9 protein-coding genes are annotated in these 13,511 nt (G+C 50.6%); 2 read left to right on the forward strand and 7 right to left on the reverse strand.

The features are described from left to right. Nucleotides 1-11: 11 nt before the first annotated feature. The 6 genes from PSHG_RS07955 to PSHG_RS07980 form a co-directional block, all read right to left on the reverse strand. Complete coding sequence (locus PSHG_RS07955) at nucleotides 12-1,148, reverse strand: oligogalacturonate lyase family protein (protein WP_010271640.1); 1,137 nt, start codon at nucleotides 1,146-1,148, stop codon at nucleotides 12-14. Nucleotides 1,149-1,261: 113 nt separating this feature from the next. After that, nucleotides 1,262-3,319 (reverse strand): hypothetical protein, encoded by a 2,058-nt coding sequence (locus PSHG_RS07960; RefSeq protein ID WP_010271642.1) that lies wholly within the window; start codon nucleotides 3,317-3,319, stop codon nucleotides 1,262-1,264. A 119-nt stretch (nucleotides 3,320-3,438) separates the two neighbouring features. Continuing rightward, nucleotides 3,439-5,736: an AraC family transcriptional regulator gene (locus PSHG_RS07965; protein WP_010271644.1), complete on the reverse strand. Its 2,298-nt coding sequence runs from the start codon at nucleotides 5,734-5,736 to the stop codon at nucleotides 3,439-3,441. 196 nt (nucleotides 5,737-5,932) lie between these two features. Then, nucleotides 5,933-7,474, reverse strand: coding sequence for an extracellular solute-binding protein (locus PSHG_RS07970; protein ID WP_010271646.1), 1,542 nt, complete (start codon nucleotides 7,472-7,474; stop codon nucleotides 5,933-5,935). A gap of 99 nt (nucleotides 7,475-7,573) precedes the next feature. Continuing rightward, nucleotides 7,574-8,443, reverse strand: coding sequence for a carbohydrate ABC transporter permease (locus tag PSHG_RS07975; RefSeq protein ID WP_010271647.1), 870 nt, complete (start codon nucleotides 8,441-8,443; stop codon nucleotides 7,574-7,576). Then, on the reverse strand, nucleotides 8,444-9,406 hold the full coding sequence (locus PSHG_RS07980; protein WP_010271648.1) for an ABC transporter permease: 963 nt from the start codon (nucleotides 9,404-9,406) through the stop codon (nucleotides 8,444-8,446). It abuts the gene before it with no gap. A 417-nt stretch (nucleotides 9,407-9,823) separates the two neighbouring features. Between PSHG_RS07980 and PSHG_RS26895 the strand changes: the two genes are divergently transcribed. Further along, nucleotides 9,824-10,777, forward strand: a complete 954-nt coding sequence (locus PSHG_RS26895; protein WP_081505077.1) for an MFS transporter — start codon at nucleotides 9,824-9,826, stop codon at nucleotides 10,775-10,777. Between the two features lie 284 nt (nucleotides 10,778-11,061). On the opposite strand, the gene PSHG_RS07990 is transcribed toward PSHG_RS26895, so the two are convergent. Further along, nucleotides 11,062-12,543 carry a DHA2 family efflux MFS transporter permease subunit gene (locus PSHG_RS07990; RefSeq protein ID WP_010271653.1) on the reverse strand — a complete coding sequence of 494 codons (1,482 nt, stop codon included), beginning with the start codon at nucleotides 12,541-12,543 and terminating at the stop codon, nucleotides 11,062-11,064. 215 nt (nucleotides 12,544-12,758) lie between these two features. On the opposite strand from PSHG_RS07990, the gene PSHG_RS07995 reads away from it, so the two are divergent. Then, the gene (locus PSHG_RS07995) at nucleotides 12,759-13,364 is read left to right on the forward strand and encodes a TetR/AcrR family transcriptional regulator (RefSeq protein WP_010271655.1); all 606 of its coding nucleotides are present in this window, start codon (nucleotides 12,759-12,761) and stop codon (nucleotides 13,362-13,364) included. The last annotated feature ends 147 nt before the right edge of the window (nucleotides 13,365-13,511 follow it).

Here is a 13,511-nt window from a genome sequence, read left to right on the forward strand (position 1 = left end):
ACTCGTGGCGCTTAACGCTCCAGCTTGGGCAGATTGCTGATGTCCTTCGGCAGCTTAATCAAATACAGATTTCCATACCCGTTGCGGTCGCTTGTAAACAGCAGGTGTTCTCCAGCAGCATCGAACCGGGGATGGGCGTGAACCTTTTGCGAATGGAAGCTGCAGCGAAGCTCGCACAGCACCCGCGGCCCGTCATAGTCCGCTCCCTGCTTGCGCCACAGGCACAGCGTTTTCACATCCCCCTTGCCGTCAACCACCGTCTGCGAGATGCCGTCCGCGTGGGAATGCCATGTATCGAAGGAAAAATCGGTTTCTTCCATCCCCGTATTGTCGTAGCGAATGCTGCCGAAAAAATTAGTGCCGTTCTCACGGAAGCCGTGGTACCCGATCGTAACCCCGTCCGGATAAAAAAATTCATGGCCCACCTTCTCCCGCGGCTCCAGCCGTTCACGGATTTTCCAAGTGCCGCCCGTTCTCAGGTCCAATCCCCATATCCGGTGATCAACCAACTGCCATGGCCCCTCATGACAAAAGGTCAATAGCCATGGCTCTGTCGGGGAAGCGTTAATATGCGTAATAAAGCAGCGATCCTCGAATACGGCTTGCGCCTGCCCTCCGTCGCTTTGCACGCGAATGATTCGACTTACCGGAGCGGCTTCCATCAGCTCCCTGTGTCCCACATAGCCGTTGCCCAGATCGAGATCCAGCCTGTGTGACAAATCTTCCTGCAGGCAGGTCATGACACTGCCGTCAGCCGCACAGCTTAAATTGCCGATTTGAAACCCTTGCGGGCATTCATATATTGTTTTCTCTTCCAGCGAGTTCAAATCCAGGGCGACGATGGCGGACCGCACCTTGACATACGCTACGGTTCCGTCCGGACTAAGACAGGCATCCAAATAGTGGTTGTCCTCATATTCGGTTAGCTGGGTCATTTCACCTGATTCCAGATGGATTGTGAACAGGTTGGTGCTGTTGCCGCGGTCCGACATAAACAGCAGCCTGCGGCCTCCGTCGTACCAGCCGCTCTCGGTAAAATACAGATGGTGGCTGTGCGCCTTGTAATCGGTCAGCTGAGTTACGGGCAGACCGGTAATTCTGTCCCGGTATACTTTGCTCTCTGATGGCCAAACCGTTCCTTTTGCCAAGTTCATTCCCTCCTTGTATCCTTGCATGAATCAACTTGCATGTCATATCCCCGAGTTTAACCAGCAACCGAAATAACTGTTTACTCATATCCTGATCGACCGGCTGCGGGGATTTACAACCAGGGATTCAGCCCCTCCCAACGAACCTTCCATGTACCGTTCTGTGGAAATCCCGGCAGGCTGCGCTCGCCTCCTTCATGCCAGCCGCAAGCCATCATTGCAACAGCGGTGAGCAAGCCGCCGTTGCCCGGCAGGTAAGCGGTAAGTCCCGGCCTTTGATAGTTGTGGCCGTTAGGCAGGTAATGGTTTTTGGTCGCATCCATCAATAGAAATTCGACCGCCAGCTCCCGCTCCCCAAGCCGGGCCGCCGTCATCGCGCACATGGGAAAATCCCATCCCCAGGCCGTGTCCCAATCCCAACAATCCTTCACCTTCAGCAGCGTGTTTCTCATAACATCCCTGTCGATTAACGTGCCGGGCAAAATACCGAGCGCCCCTACCATGGAAGGATGATCGTGATTTTTCTCGCTGAATGTATTCGGGCAATGCTCGTGGGCAAGGTAAAGGCCTTCCGCCTGCGGAGGGGAGGCCATGGCACCCGCCACCTTGACCCACAGCGGATTGGCCGGCTTGTGCAAGCGTTCAGCCCACCTGATCGCTATTTCCAATCCGAACTTCCAATATTCCAGCTCGTAGGGCGGATTCTTGCTCTCGTGCATGGCATGGCACTCCTGCGCCGGAATGAGCGGCGGTCCAAGCACGTAAGCCTGCCGTTCCTCCTCCCAGTGGGCATAGGAAACCATGAAGTCCGCCGCCTCAAACACCAGCGCTTCGTAGCGTTCCAATACAGCCTGGCTGGGCTCGGCCCGGTACAACAGCTCCGCCAGGTTCATCGGATGCGGCTGCTGCCAGATTAAGCCCGGAGCTACCGGGGACGGACTTTGCCTGCCGTCAAAGCCTACCATCTTCGGCCAGCGCGCCCCTTCATAGCCCTGGGACCGGGCCAGCTCCCTCGCTTGCGGAAGAATATCGTTGTACCAATCCATGCTTCTGCGCAGCAGCTCTGCACGGCCCCATAACGGAAAATGCGCAGCGTGCCACCAATGCATCTCCAGATGAAGCTTGCCGAACCAGCTGTTGTACATCAGGCCTGTTTCCTGCGGCGGCAGCGAGCCGGCGCTGTGGAGAGCGCAAAGAAACTGGGACAGCACCACCCGCCGCTCCAGCTCCGGGGCTCTCGGGTCACTGCTTCCGGCAAAATCAACAGCCGCCCCTCCCTGCCAGAAGCTCTCCCAATACGCGCTGCTCGCTTCGAGCAGCTCAGTTACGGTTACGGATGCTGTGCGCGGTGAATCAGGGGCAAAGGTTACGGTAAAATCCAGCGTATCCGCTCCGTACTCCGGGACCAGTGTCCATTCATGTACATCCGTCTGCTTCACCCCTCCCGTGTTCCATTCCCACTTGACCGCGTAGCTGTCTTCGTCCATCACACGCTTCAGCAGCACATCCCGCTCCGACCCGCTCTCTACGGCTGTTTGATGTCTGCCATCATTGTCCCAATCGGCATACACCGCTTTGGACCAGCTGCGGTGAAGCATATCCGGTGCCGGGAACAGGAGGAAGACCTCTAGCCTCCCGCTCCCGATGAGCGGAGAATGGACGCTGACGCCAATCGTATCCCGCTGCGGGTGGCAGCCGGTGGTTACCTTGACAGGCACCCCTTCAACCGTAAATTCACTGTACAGAATTCCGCTCCATAGGTTCATCTCCTGACGAATAGGAGTCACATCGGTGATTGCCGCCTCCTGTCCATCTTCCTTGAAGAACCGGAATGCTATTCTTCCAAGCTGCAGCCGATGAGGATTTTGCCGCAGCCAATGATAAGCCTCCGGCTTGTCTTCCGGCTTCATCGGATAAGCGACCACACGGCCGTAAGTATCAAAGGTTTGATAAGGGATATCCTGATCACTGAACCGGCTGTGTCCGCCCGTATAATGCCATCCCCAATTCGATTGCGTCCCCAAAGGCACTTCATAGGCCTCGGGGAATGATTGCAGGCCGGTCAGATCGGCACTGAACGCGAATTCCCCGTTACCTACAGACAGAGGGGAAAGCGGTTCGATTCTGGTCAGCACCGGATGATTTCTTTCTACAATCTGTTTTCTGTTCATGGCTCCTCCTTTTGCCGCACACTTGTTCAGCCAGGACATCAGGCAGGCCGCGCTTATGCCGGCTTCCAGCTAGTGCCGCTCCTATATTCCGCTCTTCCAAATTCTCGTCTCCCAAGCGTTTATGCGCGTGTCAGCCCGGAAGCGGGGCCCTCCCGGTTTTTCATCATTTCCCTGTATTTGCCCGGTGTAATATCTTTATATTTGCGATAAACCCGGATGAAGCTGTTTTCATGCTGATAACCGACCATTGATGCGATTTCAGAAATTTTATGATCCGTCATGAGCAGCAGCTCCCCGGCCCGTTCCATTCTCAGCCTGGTGAAGTATCCATATATCGTATCGTTCATTTCCTGCTTGAACAGCTGGCTGGCCAAGCTGACGCTGATTCCTGCGGAATCGGCAATTTCCTGGATGCCGACCGGTTCCTCGAGATGACCCTTCATATATTCGATCATTCGCTGGCACAAGATGAAATCCTTGCTTTGAGTCAGGCTGCTGAACCGCTCTGCCAGCAGTTCAACCTGCTTTTGCAGCCGGTCTTGAATATCGTCCAGCAGCATGGTCTCGAAATCGGAGGCATCGGAGTCGTCCCACAGCCCGGCTTCTCCTCTCTCAAAGATGCGGTCCAGTTTATCCGCTGCCATTCTGTAGAAGGAAACAGCCGCGGACGGATACCAATAATCTCTGCGGACATCCTCCACGGTTCGTTCAATAATGCGCAATGCCCGTTCCCTGCTGCCTGCCTCAACCGCCTCAGCCAGTTCCGTCAGCACAGAATCCTGCGGGAAGCTTTCCGCCATTTCATGCTCGGAAACCTCCTCATACGCAATGATCTGCCCGTAACCTCTGTACAACCGGTAGCTGAGTGCATTTCCCGCCTCAAACATAGCATGTTTCAACTTGCAGGCATCGGAATGAGGGGCGCTGATCCCGATTGTTATCGTAAACTTCAGCAATTGGGCAATAATCTCAGCGGCTTCTTCAAGCTTCGCCTCCAGAGCCTCGTCCCTGCCCGCCGGCTGCAGCAAAATAGCTGTCCGGTCCTTGCCCAAATCGGCATAGACCATTCGCCAATCAGCAGAAACCAGCTCCGCAATAATGTTGGAAACGGCAAATTTCAGCAGGGAATGATCGGATTTGGGGAAGCGTCCGCACCATTCCTTGTAATTATCTACCGACACAATAACGATCCTTAACGGAGCATCTGTCCAGCCCTTGAAATAACGGTTCCACTTCTCGAAGATTTCCCTCTTTCCGCTCATGTTTCCGGTGCAGACATCCAACAGAAATTTGGAGGAAGCCTCCGGCATCGTTTGCCGGATAAGCCGGGATAGCTGGGCGTGATCGTTCAGCAGCTCGCCGGTTATTTTCTCCAGATCAATCAGATCGGGACTGAGCTTATCCCGTTCGTAGCTCTGCAGCAGCTGCCTCATCCGGCGCACGGGCTTGAAGGCAACCGCATTGAAATACAAGATGGCCAATCCGCCCAGGACAAGCGCTGCAATTGACACATAGATTACAACATCGCGGATTTTCTTGGAATTGGCGAGCAGGCTGTCCTGGGAAATGATCGAGACATACCTCCATCCGGTAACGGGGGACTGCAGCTGGTAAGCCAGCAGCAGTTTGTCCTCATAGCGGAACTCGCCCAGCCGTTCCCCTCCTATTTGCGAAATCGCCTCATTGACCGCCTCTGTCTCGAAGGCATAATTGCCTATTGCATAGAGCGGCTCGTCACTCTGGTCGAGAATAAACCGGCGGCTGTCCAATGCTGAGATGGCCGGGGGAGTCATGTGACGGAACAAATCATCGTTCTTGAAATTTACGGCAACCATGCCTTTGAACTCGCCCTGGATCATAATTTTCCTGAAAAGGGTAATGTCTGACCCCTGGTTTCTCGTCCCTTCCGGAACTTCCCTTTTCTTGACCATCATCATTTCATCCCCGAATTGATCGGCCACCTCCACCCACTCGGAATCGGCGAAGGTGATGTTACTTGAACTGAACCCTTGCGGAAACGCTACGAAACTGCCCCGCTCCATATCATAGATGTAAACGCTTTTAATATAGGGGGCGCTGCCGACCAGTGTCTCCAGAAACTGATAGAGCTCGGTAATGTTATGATAAGAATTTTGCTCTTCATCGGTAAAAAACTTGTAAACGTTAGAATTCAAAGCTACCTTGATTGCCAGCTGGTTGCTTTCCTGAATGTAGCTGTCGATGAAGTCCATGCTTATGTGCAGGAGCTGATGCTGCGGCTCGCTTAATTCTTCCTGCAGCACGGTCTTGGACGTATAGTAAGAGGTGATGCCGACAGCTACAATAATCAGGAAAACGGAAATGGTCATAATGAATACCAACCTGGTCTGGGTATTGGCGATATTGTACTTCAACCATTTCATAAGGGATTGGGTCATGGATCATTACCACCTTTACACAGTATGGACTCATTATACTGCGAAACCCGTCCCCGGAACGATAGTCCGATTGGATCCTGTACCGGCTCCCGCATAGCCGCATTCCCTAAACATTCAAAAATTCCGGCGAGGATGGCCCTTCCCATGCAATGGGTTAACGATATATGTTCAAGGCCATCCCGAATACTTGAATGATCTACTTCACTTTCTCATACCATTCCTGCACCCGCTGCGTAACGATATCCCCGCCCGCGGCCTTCCAACGTTCCACGAACTCGTCGAATTTCTCGATCGGGAGCTCGCCGATAACGATCTTGGTCAAATACTCCTGGAACAATTTGTGCGACTGGATATCCGGGAAGCCTTCATATACCGTGCTTGGCAGTCCGTCACCCGCTATTCTTCTCGCATCCGCCGTGCTTACGGTGAAGATATCTTTAACCATCTGCTGCTGGTCCTCATCGTACGTTTCCTCAATCCGGATTTCCATGTCTTCTTCAGTCGTCAGGTTCTTCATTCCGAGCGCAAGCGGCCTGTCGTCTGCCGGGGGCAAGAGAACCTTCCTGCCGTCCACCACTTCATGCTGCTGTCCTTCTATCCCGTAGCGGATAAATTCATCGTTCGCCGGATCATAGAAGAAGTCCAGCAGCCTGAGAGAGGCTTCAGCTTTGGCCGCAGCTTCCGTTGGAATAATCCATTCCGGCTCACCCATGCTTTTCTGCGTAACGAAGCCTTCGAAGCCTTCCGCCTTGGGCAGCGGCATCCCGACTATGTAGGCATCCGGCGCTTTTTGCAGCATAGCGTTGTAGCGGTCACGCACGTTCGCCGGCAGGTGATACCAGCTGCCTACCAGATTATTGTTGATCTTCGCCTGCCATACATCCCCTTTATTAAGGAACGTCTCATTGTCGAGCAGCTTTTCCTCGTATAAATGGGCGATGAACTTTATCGCTTCCCTCATATTTTCCGTAATGCCGGCATATTGGATTTCTCCATCATAAATATCCCATTCCGGGTATCCTTCCCACATAGCGACTCCATAGATGGCAAACAAATGGTCCATCCAGCGCCCGAATTCACGCCCGGTCGTCGGCAGTTCGTCCTTCTCGCCATTGCCGTTCGGATCCTGATCGCGGAAAGCCTTCAGCAGCTCGATATAATCATCCACTGTCTCGGGCATCTCCATACCGACAGCGTCAATCCAGTCCTGACGAATCATCGGGGCGCGCTCCGGCACAAGGAACACCTTCGGAACGTAATAAATTTTGCCGTCAGGCGATGCCGAACGGACGACATCCCAGGCTTCCTCGGGAATCCGCTCCCATACATTCGGCGCGTATTCGGGGAGCAGATCATCAAGCGGCAGGGCTCCCCCCTGCTGGATCAAGGTCTGCTCCACTCCTCCGATTGGCCGGAGAATATCGGGCAAATTACCGGAAGCAATCATCAGATTGACGTATTCCGATGGTTCGGAGCCTGGCGGCGTGGTAACAAGCTGATATTCGACCCCGGTTCTTTCCCGGATATAGGATACATGCGGATCGTCGCTTTTCGGAATCGTTCCGACACCCATATGGCTCTTGAATACTTTGACCTGAACGACTTCGTTCTCCGGGCCGGAACCGCTGCTTTCCCCATCCGGCAAGCTGCCGTTGTTCTGCGGCGGAGTGGCGCAGCCCGCTGCCATCAGCAGAGTCAAAGCCAGCGGAGCCCATGCTTTCTTCATCGCTTTTGTCATAAATGATCCTCCCTTTAACCTATTGTTGATCTATATCACCGAATTGACGGTTCAATAGCTGTTTTCTTCGGCTGGCAGCGCTTCAATGAAAACGCTCTCTTATTCTTTCAGCGAGCCAAGCATGGCCCCTTTTACAAAGAACTTTTGCAGGTAAGGGTAAACCAGTACGATCGGCACAGTAGCAAAAATAATCGTAGCCGCTTTCAAGGTCGTCGTATTGAAATCGTAATCCCCAAGAAACATATTGACCTGGGCCAGCTCTTCGGGTGAAATCAAATACGCCCGCAGCTTCATTTGCAAAGGCCATAATTCCGGGTCCCTTAAGAACAGAACCGCCCGCGAGAACGTATTCCAATAACCGACTGCATAAAACAAGCTTACCGTAGCCATCACGGGCTTGGATAGCGGCAGATAAATTTGAAACAGGATGCGGAAGTCATGGCAGCCGTCTATTCTGGCGGAATCGTCCAGCTCCTTCGGTATGCCCATAAAAAAGGTTCGGATAATAACCATATTAAATGTCCCGATCAATCCGGGAATAATAAGTGCCCATAAACTGTTCATCATGCCAAGCTCTCTTACGGTCAGGAAGAACGGAATCATCGGGGCGTTAAAAATCATCGTCAAGACAATGGCGAACATAACAGGCTTGCGGATCAGAAATTCCTTCCGGGATAGCGGAAATGCGGTCAGAATCGAAAACAGCATGCTCAGCAGGGTACCGAGAACCGTAATGTAAACCGTTATGCCAAACGATTTCCACAGCCCTTTATTTTGCAAAATATGGACCCAGGATGCTGTGGTGAACTCAACCGGAAGCAGAAACACTTCCTTGGAATCGGCCGCGATCGGCGAGCTGAACGACATGGCGAGCAAATGAAGCAGCGGCATAACCATAGTCGCCGAAGCTGCTATCAGAAATACGTAGTTGATCAGCTGAAAGCTCTTTTCTCCGAGTGATAGTTTCATTTACCATAACCCCTGTTCCGTTTTTCTGGCCATCCGGTTAAAAATCCACAGCAATATAAAGCCGATAACCGATTGGAATATGCCGATGGCTGTCGTCACGCTGTACTGCCCCTGAAGTACACCCGCCCGGTAAACATAAGTTTCGATAATATCGCCTACCGAATAGGTCATCGGAGTGAGCAAATTGTAGATTTGGTCGAAGCCAAGCTCCAGGAAATTGCCGATGTTCAATAAAAAGAGAACAAGAATGGTTGGAAACAGGGACGGAAGAGTAATGTACCAGGTTTGCTTCCACTTACTCGCTCCGTCTATTACAGCCGCCTCATACAAGTTGGGATCAATACCGCTTATGGCCGCGAGATAGATGATCGTTCCCCACCCGACTTCTTTCCAAATGGAAGACAGCACGACAATGGTTCGGAAATACGCCTCCTGCTGCATAAACAAAATCGGCTCGAAACCGAACAGCCCGCGAATGACATTAACGATCCCCTGAGACGCCAAAACTTCAAAAACGATCCCTCCCACAACGACCCAGGACAGAAAGTGCGGCAGATAAAACAGGCTTTGGATAGTTCGTTTGACCATCATAAGCCGGATTTCGTTAAACAGAAGAGCCAGAATAATCGGCGCCGGAAAGCCGAATACAAGCTGGTAAAGCGCAATTAAAGACGTATTTCTCAATACGTTATAGAAGTCCTGATAAGTGAAGATGAAGCGGAAATTGTCTAACCCTACCCAAGGACTTCCCATTATGCCTTTGAAAATCTGATAGTCTTGAAAAGCAATGACGCTTCCGGCCAGCGGAACATACTTGAATAGGACATAGAATACAATACCGGGAAAAATCATTAGATAAAGCATCCAATGCTTGCGGATATTCTCCAAATACCGATTCTTGAATGTCCTAGGCCGGTGACCCGGCTTACCCGAACTCACCATCTCTGCAGACAACTCTGCCATAGCTCACCAGCTCCTTCCAGTAAAATGATGGGGCATTTCGGCTAGTCCCTATCTTACGCACCGTGTAAGCTCAATACAATCAAGCGATATTCCAGCGAATGAACAATTCCGGGATTCGGCAGGAGCGCGCATTCAGGAGGATCAGTTCGGGGCTGACATTCATTGTGCAGAAGAGCCGCTACCCCGGACGGGACAGCGGTTTGGAAGATCGGTTTATTATCTGGAGGATTGGATGATTGAAGATGACAGTTAATGATTGCCGCGAGAGGCAAACGAGCTGCAGCTGAGTGACGGTGGGTTGACAGTCTATGGTTTAGGGGCTAAACTACATTTATAGCTTTGCAGTCCCGATTCCATGAGTTCCAAATTTTTTTACATTATTGGTTTAGCGTCTAAACTTTAATAATGAGGTGATTCATAAATGAACATCCCTTTGCCGGAGGTTTGATCATCGAGTGGTTCAATTGGCGCTGGCTATTTTTAAGTCATGTCCCCCTGCTGCTGCTAGCCACCATTCTCGCTTACCGATATATTCCAAAAGGTTCTCAACAAAGAAAAGAACAGTCTTTCGATCAGTTGGGAGCCGCGCTATTGATGTTTCTGATCGCCGCATCCATGTTTATTATATCGAATGCTCAGGCGTGGAACTGGTTGTCGTTAAAGCCTTTGCTGCTTGCAGGTGCAGTAATGCTAGGCTTCTGCGCTCTGCTCTTTGTAGAAAAGCGCCATCCGAATCCCTTTGTACCTGTCCAGGCTTTGCGAATTCGGGCTGTATCAAGCGGGTTAATTATTAGCTGCGCAGGATTTATCATGACTCAAACCGTGCTAGTGCTGATGCCCTTCTACTTAACTGATGTTAAATTCCTGTCTCCCTCAACAGCAGGGGTTGCTCTGAGTGCGTATCCCATATTGCTGGCTGTGTCATCTCCGCTTGCCGGCTTTTTATCTGATCGGCACGGTTCTAGACGATTGATGCTTTTGGGGTTGTCCTGCATCGGTTTAGGATTAGCGATCCTTGCTTTTTCGTCTGGACCGCTACCGATGATCGGGGTTATCTTGGTACTCGCCTTGATCGGGATGGGGATGGGGCTGATGACCACTCCAAACAACCGATTTATTATGGCACATACCTCTGCAGAACAAGCGGGAACGATTGGAGGATTCATCGCATTATCGCGTAATATAGGCATGGTCTCAGGAGCAGCCATCGGTCTTGGCATGCTGCATCAACAGGGGGTTATGAGTGAAGGAGCATTGTTTGCTGCACTCCAAACAGGATTTATCATCAATTTGCTCATTTGTCTCGGAAGTGTGGGGATTCTCGGGTATAGCGGCATCCTTCGTGTTCAACAGCGTGTCCATCCACGCTAAAGCCTTAATAAACAAATTTTGAGCTGCAGCCAGGAAGCATTCATGCCAACCAATTTTATTTGATTTCCTTAAAGCCACAGTCTTCGAGATGGATATTGAGTTTGAATACGGCATTAATGAATCTCGGGAATGACTTGGGGGGAGCTTTGGGAGGTTGGCCATGGAAAAGAATACACCGGTGTATGGTAAAGCAAAAACGGCGGGAACCAATTTCTCGTCCCACCGTCCGCAATAGGGCTGTTCCACATCCATTTGGACAAACGGATTATTCTAATAATATTGATTCATGCATAGTTTAGTTTCTTCTTCACTTTCTCCTCGCGGCTTCTGTTCTTAATAAAGAAAGATAGAAGCAAACTAATTAGGCCAACGATAATAATTACAAAATAGGCTTCATTAACACCATGAATAGAAGCTGCCGTCAACAGAGCCTGCTCGGTTTGCCCTGCCGCTTCCCCGCTTGTTATGAGACTGTCAAGATGTTTATCGGAGCTGTTCGCCATGACAGTCACCAACAGCGAAGTTCCTACGGCCCCGGCCACCTGCCTGATCGTATTCCAGATAGCCGAGCCATGAGCGCTGAGACTTGTTGGGATTTGATTCAATCCCGCCGTTTGAATCGGTGTAATGAGAAGAGCCATTCCAATGCGCCGGCCAGTAGACATAATTAGAAGAAAAGTATAACTGGTTGACTCGGTCAATACAGCAAAAGGTACCGTTGTTGCAATCGTGATGACTAAACCAATGACCGTAATCCATTTTGCCCCGTACCGGTCAAAGAGCTTCCCGGCAACCGGACTGAGCAACCCCATCAAAACGGCCCCGGGCAGCATCATCAACCCGGATTCCATGGCCGTGTACCCTCTAGAATTCTGCAGATAAAGGGGCAGCAGGATCATATCCGCGTACATGATGATCGTAATTCCGACATTGATGATATTGTTCAGAGCAAATGTCCCGTATTTAAAGGTGCGCAAATCAAGAAAAGGATCGGCAGAAACCAGCTGCCGCCTGGTAAACAGGCCGAGACCGATGACACCGACCAGAAGAGAAAGGATGACCTCTGGACTGGACCAGCCGCTATTGCCGGCAGCACTGAAACCGTACAGCAAACCTGCGAAGCCGATAGTCGATAAGCTCGCGCTGACCATATCCACCTTCGCTTTGGACGTCTCCGATACATTTTTCAAATAAAAATGTCCGCTAATAATCACAATCACCACAAGAGGAATCAGACCATAAAACATAACCTGCCAAGGGAATAGATCCAGAACATAGCCAGCCAGAGTAGGGCCAACTGCAGGAGCAAACAGAATGGCAAAGGAGACCATTCCCATAATGGTTCCCCGCTTCGCAGGCGGATATAGCTTGAGAACAACGTTAAAGAGCAGCGGCATTATGATGCCGGCGCCAGCTGCTTGGATTACCCGGCCAGCCAATAGTACGGGGAAGCTCGCGGCAACTGCGGCTACTACGGTACCCGCCAGGAAAAGAATCATGGAGCCCTGAAACAGCTGGCGAGTGGTAAATCGCTTCATTAGAAAAGCCGATATTGGAATCAACACGCCATTTACCAGCATATACCCTGTTGTCAGCCACTGTGCTGTTGCGGGTGAAATGGCAAGATCATTCATTAGTGCAGGAGTAGCCACGCTCATTACGGTCTGATTTAGCGCAGCAAGAAAAGTTCCCAAAATCAAAATAAAGACAACGATTCCCTTTTTCGTTTCCGTGTTAGTATTATTCGTGGTTGCATCGTTATTCAATCTAACAGCATCCTCCCTGTCGCATTATAATTTACAAAGTGTTGTATAATTGACAATGTATAAATTATAATTACAGTAAATCACGTTTCACAAGCAACAATTTTCAATTAGGTGTCAATTAATTAATAGATCCTTGCACTATGATGATTATTTTTGAAATATGCGACATAATTGAGAAAATTGTAGTGTGGGTGAACGGAAAGAGGATAATGGTCATGGAAAATAAAAGAGCACATACAGACCTTCGCAAAATACGAACTCGCAAACTCATTAGAGATGCCTTTATTGAATTGCTTCAGGAAAGTGATGTTGAAAAAATAACGGTGCATCGGTTAGCAGAGCGGGCGACTATAAATCGCGTTACTTTTTATTTGCATTATCGCGACATCCCCGACATGGTGGAAAAGATGGCGGACGAAATGATCGAGGACATCAACGCGGTTAATCAAAAATATAACAGCGAGGCGCAACGAACGGGTAATACAAGATGGGAAAGCCTGGTGAAATTGCTTGAGCATATAGCGGAGCATGGGGAATTTTACAAAACCGTGCTTGGCCCTAATGGAATTCCCATTTTTAGAGAGCGTCTGCACAAATTATTTCGGGATCGAATCGTTTCGGCGGTTGACAGAACCGGAAGTGATTCCTTCGTGGAAAAAGCAGGCGTTAAAAAAGACATCTTGATCTGGTATGATACATCAGCCATAATAGGCACGATCATTTCCTGGCTGCAAAACGACATGCCCTATACCCCGGCTTTTCTGGCGAAACAATTCGCCTTGCTGCATAACCGGACAGGGAATCAGCAACCGGACCTGTAAAAAGGAATAGACCGGCTCATCGCGAACAGGCCGGTCCAAGCGTCTTTATGATGGGACTATTTGCGATTCGCATGGCGGGTACGGGCTTCCCTATGCCTCTTGTAGCGAACAGCGGACAACCATTGACAACAAGCTTTCAAGCAGTAT

This window comes from Paenibacillus senegalensis JC66 (assembly GCF_000285515.1).
GTDB lineage: Bacteria > Bacillota > Bacilli > Paenibacillales > NBRC-103111 > Paenibacillus_L > Paenibacillus_L senegalensis.